This is a genomic window from Aeromonas sp. ANP5, assembly GCF_963870295.1.
Classification (GTDB): Bacteria; Pseudomonadota; Gammaproteobacteria; order Enterobacterales; family Aeromonadaceae; genus Aeromonas; species Aeromonas veronii.
This window is the reverse complement of the sequence record NZ_CAWMRY010000055.1, coordinates 1-19,373: the sequence shown is the minus strand read 5'-3', so window position 1 is coordinate 19,373 and position 19,373 is coordinate 1. Positions and strand designations below refer to the sequence as shown.

The 19,373-nt window shown below is 58.2% G+C and carries 17 protein-coding genes and 6 tRNA genes; 9 read left to right on the top strand and 14 right to left on the bottom strand.

The features are described 5' to 3' along the window. Positions 1 to 584: 584 nt before the first annotated feature. A tRNA-Ser gene (locus tag AACT07_RS21190) sits at positions 585 to 672 on the bottom strand. A gap of 197 nt (positions 673 to 869) precedes the next feature. Between AACT07_RS21190 and AACT07_RS21185 the strand changes: the two genes are divergently transcribed. Both AACT07_RS21185 and AACT07_RS21180 read left to right on the top strand, forming a co-directional pair. Beyond that, the gene (locus AACT07_RS21185; protein ID WP_069529913.1) at positions 870 to 1,619 is read left to right on the top strand and encodes a DsbA family protein; all 750 of its coding nucleotides are present in this window, start codon (positions 870 to 872) and stop codon (positions 1,617 to 1,619) included. Between the two features lie 296 nt (positions 1,620 to 1,915). Continuing rightward, positions 1,916 to 2,818 (top strand): sulfite exporter TauE/SafE family protein, encoded by a 903-nt coding sequence (locus AACT07_RS21180; RefSeq protein ID WP_069529911.1) that lies wholly within the window; start codon positions 1,916 to 1,918, stop codon positions 2,816 to 2,818. Here the strand turns inward: AACT07_RS21180 and AACT07_RS21175 are convergent. After that, positions 2,733 to 3,548: a hypothetical protein gene (locus tag AACT07_RS21175; protein ID WP_069529909.1), complete on the bottom strand. Its 816-nt coding sequence runs from the start codon at positions 3,546 to 3,548 to the stop codon at positions 2,733 to 2,735. The genes AACT07_RS21180 and AACT07_RS21175 overlap by 86 nt on opposite strands. 217 nt (positions 3,549 to 3,765) lie before the next feature. Then, entirely contained in the window at positions 3,766 to 5,052 is a 1,287-nt protein-coding gene (gene hemL, locus AACT07_RS21170) for a glutamate-1-semialdehyde 2,1-aminomutase (protein ID WP_029302267.1), read from the bottom strand. 244 nt (positions 5,053 to 5,296) lie between these two features. On the opposite strand from hemL, the gene clcA reads away from it, so the two are divergent. The 3 genes from clcA (at position 5,297) to erpA (ending at position 7,910) form a co-directional block, all read left to right on the top strand. Further along, a complete protein-coding gene (gene clcA / locus AACT07_RS21165) occupies positions 5,297 to 6,685 on the top strand; it encodes a H(+)/Cl(-) exchange transporter ClcA (RefSeq protein ID WP_069529907.1) in 1,389 nt (462 codons plus the stop codon). 91 nt (positions 6,686 to 6,776) lie between these two features. Next, positions 6,777 to 7,472 (top strand): DUF6776 family protein, encoded by a 696-nt coding sequence (locus AACT07_RS21160; protein ID WP_005343032.1) that lies wholly within the window; start codon positions 6,777 to 6,779, stop codon positions 7,470 to 7,472. An 87-nt stretch (positions 7,473 to 7,559) separates the two neighbouring features. Then, complete coding sequence (erpA, locus tag AACT07_RS21155) at positions 7,560 to 7,910, top strand: iron-sulfur cluster insertion protein ErpA (RefSeq protein ID WP_005340225.1); 351 nt, start codon at positions 7,560 to 7,562, stop codon at positions 7,908 to 7,910. Positions 7,911 to 8,049: 139 nt separating this feature from the next. Here erpA and nhaC read toward each other — a convergent pair whose 3' ends face one another. Beyond that, positions 8,050 to 9,459 carry a Na+/H+ antiporter NhaC gene (gene nhaC, locus AACT07_RS21150; RefSeq protein WP_069529905.1) on the bottom strand — a complete coding sequence of 470 codons (1,410 nt, stop codon included), beginning with the start codon at positions 9,457 to 9,459 and terminating at the stop codon, positions 8,050 to 8,052. 301 nt (positions 9,460 to 9,760) lie between these two features. Here nhaC and AACT07_RS21145 point away from each other — a divergent pair, with 301 nt between their 5' ends. Further along, entirely contained in the window at positions 9,761 to 9,970 is a 210-nt protein-coding gene (locus AACT07_RS21145; RefSeq protein ID WP_005343034.1) for a hypothetical protein, read from the top strand. On the opposite strand, the gene AACT07_RS21140 is transcribed toward AACT07_RS21145, so the two are convergent. From AACT07_RS21140 to rsmC, 9 genes are all read right to left on the bottom strand, one after another. After that, entirely contained in the window at positions 9,965 to 10,237 is a 273-nt protein-coding gene (locus AACT07_RS21140; protein WP_005343036.1) for a late competence development ComFB family protein, read from the bottom strand. The genes AACT07_RS21145 and AACT07_RS21140 overlap by 6 nt on opposite strands. Before the next feature lie 109 nt (positions 10,238 to 10,346). Then, positions 10,347 to 10,432: transfer RNA gene (locus AACT07_RS21135), tRNA-Leu, on the bottom strand. Positions 10,433 to 10,503: 71 nt separating this feature from the next. Further along, positions 10,504 to 10,589: transfer RNA gene (locus AACT07_RS21130), tRNA-Leu, on the bottom strand. Positions 10,590 to 10,635: 46 nt separating this feature from the next. Continuing rightward, a tRNA-Leu gene (locus tag AACT07_RS21125) sits at positions 10,636 to 10,721 on the bottom strand. Positions 10,722 to 10,765: 44 nt separating this feature from the next. Further along, a tRNA-Leu gene (locus tag AACT07_RS21120) sits at positions 10,766 to 10,851 on the bottom strand. A 53-nt stretch (positions 10,852 to 10,904) separates the two neighbouring features. Next, a tRNA-Leu gene (locus AACT07_RS21115) sits at positions 10,905 to 10,990 on the bottom strand. Between the two features lie 128 nt (positions 10,991 to 11,118). After that, positions 11,119 to 12,579: a glycogen synthase GlgA gene (gene glgA, locus AACT07_RS21110; protein WP_069529903.1), complete on the bottom strand. Its 1,461-nt coding sequence runs from the start codon at positions 12,577 to 12,579 to the stop codon at positions 11,119 to 11,121. Then, complete coding sequence (gene glgC / locus AACT07_RS21105) at positions 12,569 to 13,786, bottom strand: glucose-1-phosphate adenylyltransferase (RefSeq protein ID WP_005357829.1); 1,218 nt, start codon at positions 13,784 to 13,786, stop codon at positions 12,569 to 12,571. Before glgC ends, glgA begins: the two co-directional genes overlap by 11 nt. A gap of 151 nt (positions 13,787 to 13,937) precedes the next feature. Beyond that, positions 13,938 to 14,966 carry a 16S rRNA (guanine(1207)-N(2))-methyltransferase RsmC gene (gene rsmC / locus AACT07_RS21100; RefSeq protein WP_069529901.1) on the bottom strand — a complete coding sequence of 343 codons (1,029 nt, stop codon included), beginning with the start codon at positions 14,964 to 14,966 and terminating at the stop codon, positions 13,938 to 13,940. A 280-nt stretch (positions 14,967 to 15,246) separates the two neighbouring features. Between rsmC and dapA the strand changes: the two genes are divergently transcribed. Further along, positions 15,247 to 16,119, top strand: coding sequence for a 4-hydroxy-tetrahydrodipicolinate synthase (dapA, locus tag AACT07_RS21095; protein WP_043820620.1), 873 nt, complete (start codon positions 15,247 to 15,249; stop codon positions 16,117 to 16,119). A gap of 80 nt (positions 16,120 to 16,199) precedes the next feature. Here dapA and AACT07_RS21090 read toward each other — a convergent pair whose 3' ends face one another. Beyond that, positions 16,200 to 17,168 (bottom strand): CYTH domain-containing protein, encoded by a 969-nt coding sequence (locus AACT07_RS21090; protein WP_069529899.1) that lies wholly within the window; start codon positions 17,166 to 17,168, stop codon positions 16,200 to 16,202. Positions 17,169 to 17,337: 169 nt separating this feature from the next. Here AACT07_RS21090 and AACT07_RS21085 point away from each other — a divergent pair, with 169 nt between their 5' ends. After that, positions 17,338 to 18,018: a TIGR00153 family protein gene (locus tag AACT07_RS21085; protein WP_005340244.1), complete on the top strand. Its 681-nt coding sequence runs from the start codon at positions 17,338 to 17,340 to the stop codon at positions 18,016 to 18,018. Positions 18,019 to 18,043: 25 nt separating this feature from the next. Continuing rightward, positions 18,044 to 19,309 carry an inorganic phosphate transporter gene (locus AACT07_RS21080; protein WP_005343043.1) on the top strand — a complete coding sequence of 422 codons (1,266 nt, stop codon included), beginning with the start codon at positions 18,044 to 18,046 and terminating at the stop codon, positions 19,307 to 19,309. Positions 19,310 to 19,373 lie beyond the last annotated feature (64 nt).

Here is a 19,373-nt window from a genome sequence, read left to right as displayed (position 1 = left end):
GGCTGCAATTCAGTAAGTCGCCTGATAATTGACCCATCTTATCTCTTCTCCTCTGTTCTTATTGTTACTCGTCGCTGTTTTCTGGTTCCACAAATAGCCCGATGTTCCGCTTGGTACTCTTTCTTCGCTGAACCGCTGTCGCTTTTTTCGGTGGCTCTGGCGTCGTCATATCCCGTGCATCCCATGATCGCCTATACGTCATGATCTCTTGTTTGGGATCTCTGCTTCCTGAGTTAGCTGCTCCCTCTTTTTAAGCCGCAACCCTATCGTCCCTGCTTTTTTTATGACTGTGTTAACCGGCCCTGGCTTTATTCCGAAGAGGGGTTATTGGCGGTGCCAACATGTTGAAGCTATGGTCGCTGCGTTGGTCGTTGTTGTTTGGGGTAATAAGGAATTGGGAAGGGATACCCGCAGGAACGCAGAGGTTCGATGTTGGTAGGGGATCTTGTGGTGGCTATTGAGCCTGCAGGTGGGAAAATTAATGGGGGCGCTGAAGAAGGCTAATGTGTTGAGACCTATGAGGAATGACAAATCGCAGGCAAATAAAAAGCCCACGCAACATGGTTGCATGAGCTCGGTATAAATGGCGGAGGAGGTGGGATTTGAACCCACGGATGGTCGCCCATCGCCGGTTTTCAAGACCGGTGCATTCAGCCGCTCTGCCACCCCTCCGCAGCAGTGCGGCGAATATTACCATGCTGATCCGGCTTGTAAATCCCCGTCCGGTTCGATTGCTGGTTAATTGCACGAAACGACATGAAAAAGTGGCAATCAGGGTGCATCAAGCGCTTTTTTGGCCAGATAACTTGACTTGAAAACAGACTCAACCACTATAGTGGCCTCTATCATATCCTCTGCAAGATAACGTTATGACTATTAAAAATGCCCTGTTTTGCGCGCTGGCTGGCGTGACCCTGCTGGCGACGCCGGTACATGCAAGCGAGCTGACCAAAAGCGATGTCGAGCAAATCGTTCGCGACTATCTGGTCAAGAATCCCGAGATCCTGGTCGAGATGTCCAATGCCCTGCGTGCCAAGCAGGAGAGCCAGCAGGCCGAGAGTGACAAGGCGCTGATCAAGGCTCACTCCAAGCAGCTTTATGCCAATCAGGATCCCGAGATGGGGAATCCGAAGGCGTCGCTGACTATTGTAGAGTTTTTCGATTACAACTGCGGTTACTGCAAACGGGCCCATCCGCTGGTCAAGCAGCTGATGGCGGAAGATAAAGATATCCGTTACATCTACAAGCAGTTCCCCATTCTGAGCGAGTCCTCCTACTTCGCCGCCCGTGCTGCGCTGGCGGTCCAGCTGGGTCAGCCTGACAAGTACCAGGCGTTCCACGAGAAGCTCTATACCCATCAGGGCCCGCTCGCTGATGAAGCACAGGTCAAGCAGTTGGCAGTGGCGGCCGGTGTGGACTGGAGCAAGGTGGAAGCCAAGATCAAGGATGGCAGCATTGACCAGAACCTCGGTACCAACCGTGCGCTGGCTGAAGCGCTCGGTATCTCCGGTACCCCGGCCTTCATCATCGGTGATCAGATCCTGCGCGGTGCTCCCCGTGATCTGGCCAGACTGAAGGGGTTTATCAAGGACGTGCGTGCCGGCAAGAGCATTCAATAAGCGGTTGTCATGGTCGAGGGCCCAGCGCCTCGGCCAGAGACAGAAAGAGGGTCGGTATCACTACCGGCCCTCTTTTTTATTATGTCCTTTGGCACAAGTGGTCGTCGCGAAAGGACCATAACAACGTGCTCAGGACCCGGCCTGTTGGCCTCAGTAACAAGTATTAGCAGAGTCGTTCGGAGTCTATTGATAAATATTTCGCCTCGCAGAGGTGTGTCGTGAGCATTGCTTAATTCCGGTCAAGATTTTTTCTGCTGCTTGCCTTAGAATCGCCGCCCGTTGCAGGAGAAACCCCTATGTTAGTTGATATTTTACGGCTGGTTTTTATAGCCGGAGGCCTCGTATTCATCTTTATGCTGGTGCAAGCCTGCTGGCGGAAGAAGCAGAGTGGATCCTTTGAGGCGACCCCCTTCTGGCCGGTGGCGTTGATCGGTGGGGTTGCCAACTTCCTCGATACCCTGGGGGTGGGCAGCTTTGCGGTAAAGACCGCCTGCTACAAGCAGTTCAAGCTGATCGATGATCGAGTGCTGCCGGGTACCCTCAATGGTCAGTGCGTGCTGCCGACCGTGACTCAGTCGCTGATCTTCGTCGGTGCAGTCGCAGTGGAGCCGCTGACGCTGATCAGCATGATGATGGCCGCCGCAGCGGGCGCAGCCTGGGGGGCTCGCCATGTGGCTTCGTTTGATCGGCAGACCATCCGGTTGGTGATGGCCATCTCCTTGCTGGTCGTCGCAGGGCTTATCTTTGCCGGTCTGCTGGGTCTTTTCCCTGTAGGCGGCGATGCGATGGGGCTCAGCGGCTACAAGTTGGCGATCGCCCTGCTCGGCAACTTCATCTTCGGAGTGCTGATGAATGTCGGTATCGGCCTGTTTGCTCCCTGCATGACGCTGGTTTATCTGCTGGGGATGAATCCGCTGGCGGCGTTTCCCATCATGATGGGCTCCACCGCCGTGCTCAGCGTCTTCTCCGCAGGCACCTTTATCCGCAAAGGGGCGTTTGATGCCAAAGCCGTGCTGGCGGTGGCCATCTTCGGCCCCATCGGTGTGGTGCTGGCAGCCATGCTGGTCAAATCCATGGATATGGAGATGCTGAAGTGGTTGGTTGCCTTTATCGTCATCTATACCTCCTGGACCATGTACGCCTCCTGGCGGGCGGCGCGTCGCTCCTCTGTGCAACTGGCGGTGGAGAGCGCAGGCTAGCCTGTACCAGTGCCGCTTCGGCCTTGGCCCCCAGAAAGACATAGAGGCCAAGCGCCAGCAGCAAACCCACCGCACACCCCATCACTCCGACCGCTGGCCAGAGCAGCTCGCTCTGGCCGAGCGAGCCTTTGAACAGCAGCAACAGCCCCTCGATGGAGACCGCGATCAGAATGGCAGCGATAAAACGGGTGATGGTGCGGCGAATGGCGCTGTGGCGGAAGATATCCTTATGCAGCAGTACCTCCTCTTCCAGAATGGTCTTGCCCAGATCGAACACCGCCAGTGCCAGCGTCAGGAAGATGATGGCGCTAAAGGCGCCGAGCTGGTTCTGCTGCTCGCCGCACAACAGCTGGTAGAGCTGTTCCAGACCGTGCCAGATCAGGGTGGCGACGATGAGAAACAGCGCCATGCTGAGCACTACATAGACTGCCTTGAACCAGGGCATGGCGCGGCGGCGTTCCCTGTCTCCCATCAACCAGCCAATCAGCTGATTCAGACAGACGGTGATCTCCCGTCCTTGCCCCTGCACGATAAGGTGCAGCCGGTTATGGGCCGCCGGTGCCGCAGGCTGGATGCACATCGGCCCCTGATAGTGGTCAATGCTGACCACAAAGGGATACCCCTTGAGCGAGGCAAGGGGGGTGCTGAGCAGCCCCTGCAGTAGCGGGGTCAACTCCTCCTGATACTCCTGATAGCGCCGCAGCACATCGATGGGGCTCATCTCTGCCATATGGACCTCGGTGACGTGGGCTCTTGTGGTGAATGTGCAAATAGTGGGCCTGCTTTATGACAGGGATGGCGGGGTAAGTTGCACCAGAGAATGACAAATCGGTGGATGACGAGGGGGGAATGCACCAGAAATGGGCGTATTGCCGCCCTGTGTGGTGATGGAGTCTCTGTAATAGAAAAGGGCCCATGACGGGCCCTTTGCGACAACCAGCGGCGATTTAGCCAGCCAGCTTGGCGAAGCTGCGTTCGGCGGCGGCCAGAGTGTGTTCAATCTCCTTGTCGCCGTGAGCCAGCGACAGGAAGCCTGCCTCGTAGGCGCTCGGCGCCAGATAGACGCCCTCTTCGAGCATCAGGTGATAGAAGCGCTTGAAGCGTTCCATATCGCAGCGAGTGACCTGCTCGTAGCGGGTGATTTCGGGCTCGTCGGTGAAGAAGAAGCCGAACATGCCGCCCACATAGTTGATGGCGAGCGGGATACCGTGTTTGGCGGCGGCCGCTTTCAGTCCCTCGGCAACACGAGCTGTCTTGGCGCTCAGCTGCTCATAGAGACCCGGCTCCAGCAGCAGATCCAGCATGGTCAGACCGGCCGCCATGGCCACCGGGTTGCCGGAGAGAGTACCCGCCTGATAGACAGGGCCGGTCGGGGCAATGTGCTGCATCACCTTCTTCTTGCCGCCGAAGGCGCCCACAGGCATGCCGGCACCGATGATCTTGCCGAGGGTGGTGAGATCCGGGTCGATGTTGTAGTGACCCTGAGCACCGCGCAGGGAGACGCGGAAGCCGGTCATCACCTCGTCCAGGATCAGCAGGGCACCGAACTCGTCACAGATGGCGCGCAGCCCTTCCAGGAAGCCGGGGACCGGCGGGATGCAGTTCATGTTGCCTGCGACCGGCTCGACGATGATACAGGCGATCTCGCTGCCGTACTGGGTGAAGGCTTCACGCACCGAATCCAGATCGTTGAAGACGCAGGTCAGGGTGTGTTTGGCGAAATCGGCTGGAACGCCCGGGCTGTTCGGTTGACCCAGGGTCAGGGCGCCGGAGCCGGCCTTGACCAGCAGGGAGTCGGCGTGGCCGTGGTAGCAGCCCTCGAATTTGACGATCTTGTCGCGGCCAGTGTAGCCACGGGCCAGACGGATGGCGCTCATGGTGGCTTCGGTGCCGGAGTTGACCATCCGTACCTGCTCCATGGAGGGGACGATCTGGCGCACTTTCTCGGCCATCAGCACTTCGATCTCGGTCGGCGCACCGTAGCTCAGCCCTTTCTCAACGGCCTTGATGACGGCGGCCTTGATGGCCGGGTGGTTGTGACCCAGCAGCATGGGGCCCCAGGAGCCGATGTAATCCACGTAGGCCTGACCATCCACATCATAGAGATAGGCGCCATCGGCGTGATCGATGAAGCGGGGCGTGCCGCCGACCCCATTGAAGGCGCGGACCGGTGAGTTGACGCCACCCGGAATGGTCTGGCGGGCCTGTTCAAACAGCTGATCTGATTTTGACATGGATCATCCTTAATGGGATTTTGGTCGTCACACAAGGGATTGCAGCCGATTGAGACTCGGCAGGCCGGAGCATCAGGAGTATGCTTTGCGCTCTCGCCACCCGGACTCTCGGTCTGCTCCCGTGACAAAAATTTAACGGGCCGACTATAGCAGAAAGCCCCAGCCCTGGGCAGCCGAGCAACGCGCCGGGTGATCCTGATCTCAGCTAGCTGACGATATGGTTTTTCCAAGTTGGTGTAACAAGATGGCGCAACAAGCTCTCTCCTCTGAAGCCGATACCTCTTCGCGGGGGCCGCTTTCCCGCATTATCCGGCAAGACAAGATGCCTTTGCTGGTGCTGCTGCTGGCGGCACTGGTCGGTACCCTGGCCGGGCTGGTGTGCGGCCTGTTCGAATCGGGTGTCCACTGGCTGGCAGAGCAACGCATCGCGTTGCTGGCCGACCGTCCCTGGTGGCAGCTCGGTCTGCTTGGCTTTGGCTTCAGCGCCTTGTTGGGATTTGTCGGCTACTTCCTCACTCATACCTTTGCCCCCGAGGCAGGCGGCTCCGGCATTCCCGAGATCGAGGGGGCGATGGACGATCTGCGCCCGGTGCGGTGGTGGCGAGTGTTGCCGGTCAAGTTCTTCGGCGGCATCTGCACCCTGAGCTCCGGTATGGTGCTGGGGCGGGAGGGGCCTTCGGTACAGATCGGCGGCAACCTCGGCAAGATGGTGGCGGATATCTTCCAGCTGCCCAAGGAGCATGGCCATGCCCTGTTGGCCGCCGGTGCGGCGGGCGGTCTGGCGGCAGCCTTCAATGCGCCGCTGGCGGGCATCCTGTTCGTGATGGAGGAGATGCGGCCGCAGTTTCGCTACTCCTTTCTGGCCATCAAGGCGGTGGGGATCTCCGCCATCATGGCGACCCTGATGCTGCAGAACATGAAAGGGCAGGGGGCGGTGATCACCTTGCCCCATTACGATGCGCCCGCCCTCAAGGCGCTCTGGCTGTTCCTCTTTATGGGGGCCACCTTCGGGGTGCTCGGTTTTGTCTTCAACAAGCTGGTGCTGGCCTGTCAGGATGGCTATCTGGCGTTGCATCAGAACAAACGCCACCGTTTTGTAGCCATCGGCATGCTGGTCGCCGGAACGTTTGGCGTGCTGTCGCTGTTTGCTCCCGCGGTGACGGGGGGCGGCACAGAGCTTATTCCCCATCTGATGGGGGATGAGTATGCGATGGCGACCTTGTTCCTCATCTTTTCGGTGCGGCTGGTTGCGACCCTCATCTGCTTCTGCTCCGGTGCCCCGGGCGGGGTGTTTGCGCCGACCCTGGCGTTGGGCACCCTGTTTGGCGTGGTGTTTGGCCATCTGTTTCATGCGGCGTTTCCGGAGCTTGGCATCGAGCCCGGCGCCTTTGCCGTCGCCGGAATGGGGGCGCTGTTTGCTGCCACCGTGCGTGCCCCCATTACCGGTATCGTCTTGGTCACCGAGATGACCGACAACTATCAGCTGATTTTGCCGATGATGATCACCACGGTCGGTGCGACTCTGGTTGCTCAGTGGCTGGGTGGCCGGCCCATCTATTCCCAGATCCTGGAGCGAACTTTACGGCTCGCCGCGCGTCAAAAGCGGGGTGATGGCAGCGCCACGGCCAGTTAATTTTTCCCTTTATCGTCTTTGGCCCCGGTCAGGGCGGTATAGTGAAGGGAGAGGCGCTGCCGTAAATGGCGTGATAACGGGATGAGGGGCTATGTCCAATCTATTGAAGTTATTGGTCGTGTTAGCCGTTGGCGGGCTCATTGGTTACTTTGTCGGGAACCGTCAGGAGCTGGCCCAGAGCAGTCTGTTGGTGGTACAGCAGGAGACGCTGGATCGTCAGGGCAAGGCCATCGGCCAGCTCAAGACCGAATTGGGGGTGAAAGATACCCAGCTGGCGACCCAGAAAGCGGCCTTCGAGCAGTTGCAGACCACCCTGAAGAGTCAGGAGGCGCAGGTGCAGGAGCTCAAGCGCCAGCTGGCCTTTTTCGAGCGGATCATGCGCCCCACCGGCGAACAGGTGGGGGTGGTGATCGACAACCTGACCCTGCAGGAGACCAGCATTCCCGGTCGTTACCACTACCGTCTAGCCCTGACCCAGCCCGCCAAAAAGCGGGAGCTGTTCCGTGGTCAGGTGCAGATCCGGGTTGAGGGGAGCCTGGCCGACAAGCCGAAGACGCTGACCGGTCGCGATCTCGGAATGAAGGTGAGCGAGTGGCGTTATGCCCTGCGTTATTTCCAGCTGCTGGAAGGGAATTGGCAGTTGCCGGAAGGCTTTGTGCCGGATCGGATCCGTGTCACCATCAACAAGGATGGCAGGCAACCGGCGCAAGAGCTGCTGGTTGAGTGGGGTGAGGTGATCAAGCCGCTGGTTGCCGCGCCGCCAGCTCCGGTTCCCGCGGCCGGTTAAACGTGGTGAATACTTGAACTGAATGGTCGGGTATTGGATAATTTCGCGGTTTCCATGTTTGTGGATCTAATGGTTGTGAGGTCAGTAATGAGTGCAGTAGCAGAAGCCCCGCTGCCCATCCAGATGACGGATGCGGCGGCCAACAAGGTGAAGAACCTGATCACCGAGGAAGAGAATCCCGAGCTGAAGCTGCGGGTATACATCACGGGTGGGGGCTGCTCCGGTTTCCAGTATGGCTTTACCTTTGATGAGAAGATCAACGACGGGGACACCGTAGTCGAGAAGAATGGCGTCACCATGGTGATCGATCCCATGAGCCTGCAATATCTGGTAGGTGGCAGCGTGGATTACACCGAGGGTCTGGAAGGTTCACGCTTCACCGTGACCAACCCCAATGCCACCACGACCTGTGGCTGTGGCTCCAGCTTCTCCATCTGATCGGCATTATCGGTCTGATGAAACGGCTCTCGGCAACGAGGGCTGTTTTTGTTTGTGGTGCTCAGTGTGCTCCATCAAACAGCATTTCTCTGAAACAACAAAGGCGCCTTGGTGGCGCCTTTGTTGTTTGCTGGATGGCTTAGCGGGAGCTTGCCGCCGCGACCAGCGGGATCCGGTTCACTGCCTTGCCCATGTAGGCTAGGGTGATGGTCACAATGATGCAGGTGAAGCTCAGCCACATGTAAGGCAGGTAGTCGAGGGTTGCTACCCCCAGCACCCCGGCCATGAAGATGCCGTTGTCGCTCCAGGGCACCATGCCGCAGGTGAGGGTGCCGCCAAACTCGGCGTTGCGAGAGAGGTTCTTGCGCGCCAGTCCCAGTCGGTCGTAGTTTTTGGCCATGATCTTGGGGGTCAGGATCAGCGACACATACATGGCTGAGCCAAACACGTTGGCCAGAAACGCGGTGCCGATGGTGTGGCTGGTCAGGCTGCCGACGCTATTGATGCGCTTCTCGAAGGCGCTGGCGATCACTTCCAGAATACCGACCTTCTCCAGCAGGCCGCCAAACCCGAGACCGAAGATGATGACCGCGACCGAGCCCAGCATGGACTCCATGCCGCCGCGCCCGAGAATGTTGTCGATAAAATCGATGCCGGAGGTGATGGCAAACGGACTATAAGCCGAGTGCATTGCCTTGACCGGATCCATGCCCTGGAAGGCGATGGCCCAGATCAGGCCAAGCAGGGCGCCGAAGCTGATCACCGGGAAGGCGGGCTTGCGATTGGCCAACAGGCCCAGTACCAGCACCACCGGCACTATGGCCAGTGGGGTAATGTTGAACTGGTTGTCGAGCGCCTCCATCACCAGATTGACCTGCTCCAGGCTGACATTGCCCGAATACTGCATGCCCACCACTGTGAACAGCGCGGCGGTGATGACATAGGAGAGCAGGCTGATAGGCAGCATCCCCTTGATATGCTCCACCACGTCGACGTTGGACATGGTCGAAGCCAGCACTACTGAGTCGGAGAGCGGAGAGAGCTTGTCACCGAAGTAGACGCCGGAGAGCACGGCACCGGCTACCAGCGGCGCAGGCACGCCGAGGCTGTGGCCGATCCCCATCATGGCGATGCCGGCAGTGGCGGCAGAGCCCCAGGAAGTGCCGGTGGCCAGCGAGGTCAGGGAGCAGATGATCAGGGTTGCCAGCAGGAAGATGGACGGATGGATCACCTTGAGGCCGAAGTAGATGATGCTGGGGACTATGCCACCGGCAATCCAGGTGCCGACCAGGGCACCGACGGAGACCAGGATCAGGATGGCCCCCATCCCCTTGGCAACGCCTTCAACGGCAGCCTGCTCCAGGGATTTGTAATCGTGGCCGAGTTTGATGCCAAGCCCCATGATGACGAACCAGGCGATGAACAACGCCAGCTGGATCGGCAGATCGAGCACGCTGGTGAACGAGAATGCCAGGGCCAGGAAAATGGCCAGACAGGCAAATACCTGTGCCATGCCCGGTAGTCGGATGTGGTTTTGTTGGTTTTGCATAGATACTTCCTAAACTCTTGCTCGCCAAGGTCACTCCCTCTCGTCCTGTGGATACATCGATCCCGAGGAGGCAACCCAAAAAGAGGCCGCAATCTACCACAAACCCGGCGGGTTAAAGCCCCATCAAATTGGTAAAAATACACATTTGATTGAAAAAATCACAAATTAGTTGATCTCATAACCCGTTTTTGAGCGGCCTGTTGACACAAAGGGTTACATACGAGGCTTGCCTGTGACGCCACTTGCACCCCCAGTAGATGAAGATGATAATTATTATCAATTGTTGGTTGGGGAGAAAAAAATGCGCTGGATATTGCGGGGTATGATGTTGCTGGTGGCGGTGGCCGTACTCGCATGGGGTCAGGATAAAGAGTACGGCACCTGGAGTGTAGGTTTTCTGCTGGCTGCCTGGGTGATGCTGGAGCCCGGATTGCGCCCCGCCTTGATCTTGCTGCCAGTGGCCGGGTTGACCGGTATCGTTACCCTGCTCTGGCAGCAGCCCTGGTTATGAGCTTTTGACGGGAGCCTGCTTGATCTTCTGCTGTGCCACCTTGAGCGATTCGACCACCAGCTTCTCCATTTCGGTGCGCTTTGCATCGGTCAGGAAGTAGATCATGTCGACATTGTGGCGAATATAGTGGGCCGGAAGCTGGTTGAGGGTGAGGCAGCAGAGGTCGGCCATCTGATCGCTGTTGAGCTTTTGCTGCAGCCCCTGTTTCTCAATCTCCTTGAGCACCAGATGTTCGTAAAAGTTGTGAATGTCGGTATCCAGTATCATATGCGTTCCTTGGCATGACGATGAGCGGGGAGTCGTCAAAAGCATAGCCATAACAAGGAGTAAAAACAAAAGGCCCATCACTTTCGTGATGGGCCTTTTGCGTAATGAATGGTGCGAAGAGAGGGACTCGAACCCTCACATCCGTGGGACACTAACACCTGAAGCTAGCGCGTCTACCAATTCCGCCACCTTCGCACACTGATTTTCTCCAGCTGGTTTTTAAATGCGGTTGGAGCGCATTGCTCTGTTTTTACATGTCAGAATCATGGTGCGAAGAGAGGGACTCGAACCCTCACACCCGAGGGGCACTAACACCTGAAGCTAGCGCGTCTACCAATTCCGCCACCTTCGCACATTCGGGTTTCCAGTCTGGATTTACATGCTGTCTGGATAAAGCATGGTGCGAAGAGAGGGACTCGAACCCTCACATCCGTGGGACACTAACACCTGAAGCTAGCGCGTCTACCAATTCCGCCACCTTCGCACATTGTGTTACCAGTTTTGATTTACATGCTGTCTGGAGAAGCATGGTGCGAAGAGAGGGACTCGAACCCTCACACCCGGGGGGCACTAACACCTGAAGCTAGCGCGTCTACCAATTCCGCCACCTTCGCACATTCGGGTTTTCTAGTTGGATTTACATGCTGCTGAATCAGCATGGCAGTATTGGTGCGAAGAGAGGGACTCGAACCCTCACATCCGTGGGACACTAACACCTGAAGCTAGCGCGTCTACCAATTCCGCCACCTTCGCATCACTGCGGAGGGGGATTCTATAGAGTTTTGGGGGAGCGTCAACAGCCAAAGGGGACTTTTTTCGCTGTTGACGCCCAAAGTGGCGCCAAGGGTACAAAACTTCAGCAATCAGCTGACGTCTGGCATTCAGTAACGGCCCAATGCGTTCTGATACATCCGTTCATACTGGGTGACCGAGTCAGGCCAGTTGAAGCGGGTACTCATGGCATTGCGCTGCACCTTGGCAAAACGCTCTTTGTCCTGCAGGAAATAGAGCAGGCTGCGGCGCATGGTATCGAGCAGGATGGCGGCAGTCGGATCGTTGAAGCAGAAGCCGGTGGCATGCTCGGGATCCGCATCCCAATCCACCACGGTATCTTTCAGACCACCCACGGCGCGCACCAGTGGCAGGGTACCATAGGCGAGACTGTACATCTGGTTGAGGCCGCAAGGCTCGAACAGCGAGGGCATCAGGAAGAAGTCGGCACCGGCTTCGACCAGATGAGCCAGCCGATCGTCATAGGTGTTGATGAAGGCGAGCTTGCCCGGATAATCCCGGGCCATGGTTTGCAGTTGCGTGGCGAGCGCAGGATCGCCAGAGCCGACGATCACCACTTGTACCTGATGGTGGAGGAATTTCTCCAGCGCAGGGAGCAGCAGGGGAACGCCCTTCTGCTCGGTCAGGCGGCAAACCATGCCGTAGATGGGCAAGTCCGCCACGGCCAGCCCCGCCTCCTGTTGCAGGCTCTCTTTGCAGATCTGTTTGCCAGCCATGTTGTCGATGCTGTAGGTCGCAGGCAGGAATTCGTCGAACTCCGGATCCCAGTCCTTGTAGTCGCAGCCGTTGAGGATGCCGCAGAGATCCGCCGCCCGCTGCTGGAAGATATGCGCCATGCCGTGGGCGCCGAGGTGAGTCAGCAGCTCCTGGGCATAGTTGGGGCTGACCGCATTGATCTTGTCGGCGTAGAGCACCCCGCATTTGAGCAGATTGACGTGGCCGTAGTCGTAGTTGATGCGGCGCTCGTAGTCGGCGATCTCGGGCATGGCCCAGAACTGCTCGCGGCCAAATACCCCCTGAAACGCCGCGTTGTGAATGCTGATCACGCTGCGGGTTTGCTGGAAGAAGGGGTTGTGGGCGTGACGGGTTTTCAGCAGCAGTGGCAGCAGGCCGGTGTGCCAGTCATTGCAGTGGGCGATATCCGGGGCAAAGCTGAGTTGCTCGCAGGCATGGAGGGCAGCGGCCGAAAAGAAGGCAAAGCGCTCGCCATTATCCGGATAGGCCTGATTGTTCTCGGCGTAGAGCTGGGGACGATCGAAATATTGCGGGCAGTCAAGCAGATAGACGCAGACGCCATCCAGCTCCATCTGGTAGATGCGATAACCGATATCCGGCAGCCCGGGGTGGGTTGGCAACCAGCGTGACGCCACCAGTCTGGCCTCATCCCGTCGCTTTATCGTCTTGTAGAAGGGCAGCATGATCCTGACATCATGCCCCTTCTGGGCCAGGTACGTCGGCAGGGCTCTGGCGACATCGGCCAGGCCCCCGGTCTTGACCAGCCCCTCAACTTCCGAGGCAACAAACAGGATTTTCAGTGGGTTAATAGCCAACTCTTGCTCCCTTAGGTACCACCACGATACCGCCTTCGGATACGGTAAATCGCTCTCTATCGTGGTCCAGATTTTCACCGATAACGGTGCCTGGCGCAATTTCAACGTTTTTATCAATGATGGCGCGCCGGATGGAGCACCCTTCACCAATCTTCACATCCCCCAGCAGCACGGATTCACTGATATGGCTGCACGCGCCGATATTGCAGCGGAAACCAAGGATAGATCGCTGGATCTGGCTGCCCTGAATGAAGCAACCGGCGGAGATCAGCGAGTTGGCGATCTTCACCTTGCACTCGTCGCTGTCGATGAAGGTAGCAGGCGGCAGCGCCGGATAGTGGGTGTGCAGGGGCCACTTGCGGTTATAGAGGGAGAAGGGGGGATTGTCGGCCACCAGGTCCATGTGCGCTTGCCAATAAGAGTCGAGGGTGCCCACATCCCGCCAGTAGACGTGCGGTTTCTCGCCGGGGATGACGTTGGTGCTGTAGTCATAGACATAGACGGGGGCGCGCGGGTAGAGGCTCGGGATCACATCCTTGCCAAAGTCGTGGCTGGAGTTCTCCTCCGCGGCATCCCGTTTTAACTCGCGGCAGAGTGCTTCGGTCTCGAAGATGTAGTTGCCCATGGAGACCAGCGCCTGGGTGGGATCACCGGGAATGTGTTTCGGCTGTTTCGGTTTCTCCTGAAATCCGATCATCCGCCCTTCGGTATCCACCTCGATCACCCCGAAGGCGCTCGCCTCTTCGATGGGCATGCGAAGTGCCGCGACCGTCATGGCGGCGTTCTTCTGCTTGTGGAAGGTGACCATCTGGCTCACATCCATCTTGTAGATGTGGTCGGAGCCGAAGATGCAGACGTGATCCGGTTCGGCCCGCTCGATAAAGCCGAGGTTTTGGTAAATGGCATCGGCGGTGCCGTCATACCAGCGTTTGCCCATTCGCATCTGGGCCGGGATGGGATCGATAAAGCGGTCGGTGATGCCGACGATATTCCACCCCTTCTTCATGTGCAGGTAGAGGGACTGTGATTTGAATTGGGTCAGTACATAGATGCGCAGAAAGTCGGCGTTGACGAAGTTGTTGAGGACAAAGTCGATCAGCCGGTAGCTGCCACCGAAGGGGACGGAAGGCTTGCTGCGGGTGGTGGTCAGAGGCTGCAAGCGAGTACCTTCGCCACCAGCCAGGATCATGGTCAAAATGCCTGCCATCGTATTTCTCTCCCTGAATTAACAACATGAAAAGGTTTTCAATGTTCGGTATAAAAACACCCCTAAAGGGGTGGTTTTTATCGTGTGCTTAATACCTTATCAGATGCCGGATGGCGCTCTCTAGCTGTTTTATTGTGCGGCTTACACTTATTTACATTTTGCTCAGATAGACCTTGAATTTGGCATCACTGCTGATCACTTCAGTCCGTTTGAAGTGTGTCTCCAGTATAGGTTGGTAGCGCAAGAAGGCGTTGGCAACAATGGTCAGTGAACCATTTGGCAGCAAAAATTCAGGTGCCTTGGCCAGGAACTGCTCGGTCGCCGCATAGAAGGTTTTGAGACCCGCATGGAATGGCGGGTTGGAGACGATGTGCTGGAAACGGGTGGAGATATCCGAATAGACATCGGAAGCGGTGACCTTGCCCTGCAGACCGTTGATCGCCAGGGTGCGGCGGCTCGATTCGAGCGCCAACGCGCTGATATCCACCATGTTGACCTGCAGATCCGGATTGCGTTTGGCCAGCACGGACCCAATCACCCCGGCGCCACAGCCAAAATCGAGCAGATCGCCCTTCATCGGTGGCACAGCAGCCAGCAGCATCTGGGTGCCGAGATCCAGCTCGGCGGCGCTGAAGACGCCGGGCAGCGCCAGCACGGTCAGCTCGGTATCACCGGCCTTGCACTGATAGCGGCCAAACCAGCTATCCAGATTGAAAGGTTCAACCGGCTTGCTCAGCTCACCGTGATAGAGGGAGCAGCGGCGCGCTGAATCGCGCTTGATCGGCTTTTCGCCATAGGGGGCCAGCAGCTTGTCGGCGCCATTGATGCCGCCGCGGTTTTCACCGGCGAGGAACAGGTCGGCACCCGCTTCCAGCAAGGGGGTCATCATGGCCAGCAGATATTGTGCCTCGGCTTTCGCCTTGGGCATCAGCAGCAACAGGGCATCGAAGCGGGGGGCGCCACCGAGCTGGTGGTCGAACAGGATAGCCTCGCCGAGGGCGGCCTGCTGGCTGCGGTAGTAGCAGTAATCGGTGGTAAAGACGGTCAGGGTCCGGGCAAGGCTCGCCAGCTGGCGGGGGTAGTCATCCTCCAGCGCGCCACAGACAAGTAGCCGCTTGCCGACAAAGAGGGCTTGGTTTCGTTCCAGCATCTGGCTGACGGCACTGATTGGGCTGCTCATCGGGTCTCTCCACGCAATTTTGGGCGGCCATTATACATAGCCCCTTTCGCCTTGACATTTATGCCGTGTTCCCGAAATATGCCCAGACACCATTTTTTGACCAGAGATGACGAAATGCGGTTCAACGGGTTGAAACGAAAGCACAAAAAAAGCCTGAAATTCGGGCCTGCCGACGTTCGCGCGTAACCTCTCATCCCTGAGAAGCTTCAAACCCCGGTTGCGCACATCGTACCGGGGTTTTTTATTGCCATATGCGCGTCATTTAGGAGAAGGAGATCCCATGTTTCAAGGTTCAATCGTTGCGTTGATCACCCCGTTTCGACAGGGAAAGCTGGATGAAGAGGCGCTGCTGCGTCTGGTGGAGTGGCATATCGAACAGGGCACTCACGGCATTGTGCCGGTGGGTACCACGGGGGAAAGTCCGACCCTGACCCACGACGAGCACTGCCGGGTGGTGGAGCTGGTGGTCAAGCAGGTCGCTGGCCGTATTCCGGTGATTGCCGGAGCGGGTTCCAACAATCCGGTCGAAGCCATCGAGTACACCCTCCATGCCGAGCGGGTGGGGGCTGATGCCACTCTGCATGTAGCCGGTTACTACAACCGCCCCAATCAGGAGGGGCTCTACCACCACTTCAAGGCTGTCCACGACGCCACTGCCAAGCCGATCATCGTCTACAACATTCCGCCGCGCGCCATCGTCGACGTGCAACCCGCGACCCTGGCCCGTCTGGCCGAGCTGCCGCGCATTGCCGGGGTGAAAGATGCCACCGGCGATCTGGCGCGCCCCTGGACCGAGCGCCAGCTGATCAAAAAGCCCTTCGCCTGGCTCTCCGGTGAGGATGCCACTGCGGTTGCTTACAACATCGGCGGCGGTCAGGGCTGTATCTCTGTGACCGCCAACGTGGCGCCCAAGCTGGTGGCCGAGGTGCAGAACCTCACGCTGGCGGGCAAGTGGCAAGAAGCGCGTGAGCTGCAAGACAAGCTGATTCCGCTTCATCAGGCGATGTTTGCCGAGCCGAGCCCGGCCGGTGCCAAATATGCCGCTTCCCTGCTCGGTTTCTGCAGCGAGGAGTGCCGCCTGCCGGTGATGCCGCTGTCGGAAGCGACTCGCGAGCGCATTCGCAGCGCCATGCAGCAGCTCAACCTGCTGTAATGCAAAACGGGTGAGCCAAGGCTTACCCGTTTTGTTTTCGGCTTTTGTTTCTGGCCTTTGTATTTACGACATCGCCCTACTCAGATTGCGTGATGCAGCCAGGCGGCGATGGCCAGCTGCAACTCGACATATGCCGGATAGAGGAAGAGATCGGCCAGCTCGGCAGGCCACTCGTCATGCTCGCCCGGCTGGGCTTGCAGATGGGCTTGCAGGTTGGTCAGGGCGGGTAGCCAGAGCACTGGTTGTGGCAGCGCGGTCGCATTGTGGGCGACCAGATCGATCCCTTGGCACAGGGCCGCGAGTGCCTGCTGTTGAATGCCTTCATCCTGCGGATGCTCCAGCCAGAGCTGCTCGTGATGCTGCCAGTGGCGCAGCCCCTCGCTTACCCCCGTTATGCCATCCATACCTTCATGTTCGACCAGCGCCTGCAGGGCCAGCGGTTTGCCAAGACCAGCCAGTCGATAGCCGCGCTGGGCCTTGGATTGGGCGCCGAGACGCAGCCCACCAAGCTTGGCGAGGCGTTGGGCCAGTGCAAACAGCGCCGCGGTCGCGCCTGATTTGAGCTCCAGTTCCAGTTCGTTGATGGTGGTGCTGCCTTGACTGCCGACTATCTCTCCCTGATCCCAGGCCAGCTCAATCTCGGCCCCCTCGAAGGCGATCAGCCAGTGGCGGCGCAGGAAGTCGGTGCGAAACTGAGCGACCAGCTGCTGCTGAATGTGGTCGCGCTCGGTCAGAGTCGGCCAAATTTCATCGGGAAAGGCCGAGAGGGTCGGCAGATCGCCGCTGACAGGGGTGTTGTACTCGGGTCTGGCGTGCAGGCCGCCCACCACCTGGCCGCGGCATTTGATGGTCTGTTCGGCAAAGGCATCGCAGCGGCGAATGCGCAGTCCCATCTCCAGCTGGCGCAGAGCCAAGGTCGGCGTATCGAAATAGACGTTGCCGAGCTGCTGTTGTGACGATTCTTTAATCTCAAGAGAATTCAGCAGGTTGGATAACTCGGCTTGAATGTCGCGGGCGACAAAAAACTTTATCTCGATCTCAGTTTGCATAGTCATTCCGGGCTGGCAGGCAACTTTGGGGGGCAGGATTCGGGTCGCGGGGATATAATGCCCGCGAGACGACTAGATTAATTCGCGGTTTAATTGAGGGCGCAGTTCGGTTACCATGCGCGCCTCATAAAATCGTATCGAGTGTTTTTTCACCGACACAGGTTTGGCCATGCCAGTAAATACTATTTTGGGGCTTTTTGCCAAGTCCCCCATCAAGCCGCTGCAGAAGCATATCGTCAAGGTTCACCAGTGCTCCCAGCAGTTGGTTCCCTTCTTTGACGCCGTTGCCGAAGACCGTTGGGAAGATGCCGAGAAGATCCGGCAGCAGATCGCCCAGCTGGAAAAAGAGGCAGATACCCTCAAGCGTGAAATCCGTCTGAAACTGCCTCGCGGCCTGTTCCTGCCGGTTGCACGTACCGACCTGCTGGAGCTGTTGACCCAGCAAGACAAGATTGCCAACCGTGCCAAGGATATCTCCGGCCGCATGCTTGGTCGTCGCATGGAGTTCCCCGCCGAAATGCGGACGGATTTCATGGCTTACCTCAAACGTTGTATTGATGCGACCGCTCAGGCCGAGAAAGCGATCGGGGAGCTCGATGAGCTGCTCGAGACCGGCTTCAAAGGACGGGAAGTGGAAATGGTTGCCGAGATGATCCACCAGCTGGATCTGATCGAGGACGATACAGACACCATGCAGATCGGACTGCGCCAACAGCTGCAAGCGGTTGAGCACAATTACAATCCGATCGATGTGATGTTCCTTTACAAGATCCTCGAATGGGTAGGTGACCTGGCAGATCAGGCCGAGCGCGTAGGCGCCCGTCTGGAACTGATGCTGGCTCGTTCGTAATCGACTGACTGGGTAAACACTATTAATGGACATTATCGCGAATTACGGCACCACTCTGGTGCTCGTGGCGGCCTTGTTCGGCTTTTTGATGGCTTGGGGTATTGGCGCGAATGACGTAGCCAACGCCATGGGGACATCGGTCGGCACCAAATCCCTGACCATCCGTCAGGCGATCATTATTGCCATGATCTTCGAATTTGCCGGTGCCTATCTGGCCGGTGGCGAAGTGACGGCCACCATCCGTAACGGCATCATCGACAGCAATGCGTTTGTCGATAGCCCGGACCTGCTGGTGCTCGGCATGATCGCCTCCCTGCTGGCGGCAGGCGCCTGGTTGATCCTCGCCTCCTACTTCGGCTGGCCCGTCTCGACCACTCACTCCATCATCGGCGCCATCGTCGGTTTTGCAGTGGTGAGCATTGGCCCGGAAGCGGTGCAGTGGAGCAAGTTTGGCGGCATCGTTGGCTCCTGGGTCATCACCCCGGCCATCTCAGGTGTCATCGCCTACTTCATGTTCATCAGCGTGCAGAAGCTTATCTTCAACACCGATGATCCCCTGAACAACGCCAAGCGCTATGTGCCGTTCTACATGTTCCTGACTGCGCTGGTGATCTGTCTGGTGACCATCAAGAAGGGGCTGACCCACGTCGGTCTGCACCTGAGCGATGGCGAGGGCATTCTGCTCTCCATCGCCATCTCCATCGCAGTGGCGTTTGCCGGCTGGATCTACATTCGCGGCCAGAAGTACAACCCGCAGGATGACAGCAAGATGCACTTCGCCAACGTGGAGAAGGTGTTCGGCATCCTGATGGTGATCACTGCCTGTGCCATGGCCTTTGCCCACGGCTCCAACGATGTGGCCAACGCCATTGGCCCGCTCTCTGCGGTGGCCTCTATCGTGGCTTCCGGTGGCGAGATTTCCAGTCAGGCAGCCATTGCTTGGTGGATCCTGCCCCTCGGCGGTATCGGTATCGTGATCGGTCTGGCGACCATGGGCGAGAAGGTGATGGCGACGGTCGGTACCGGCATCACTCACCTGACCCCGAGCCGTGGTTTTGCTGCCCAGCTGGCGACTGCCGCGACTGTGGTGATTGCCTCCGGTACCGGTCTGCCCATCTCCACCACCCAGACCCTGGTCGGTGCTGTGATGGGTGTCGGTCTGGCGCGCGGTATTGCGGCGCTGAATCTGGGGGTACTGCGCAACATCGTGGTCTCCTGGATCATCACCCTGCCTGCCGGTGCCATCCTGGCTATCGCCATCTTCTACGTGCTGCAGGCCTGCTTCTCCTAATCGAAGCGGCATTCAGCAAAAAGCCCGAGTCATCGACTCGGGCTTTTTTATTGTGCGTGTCCCG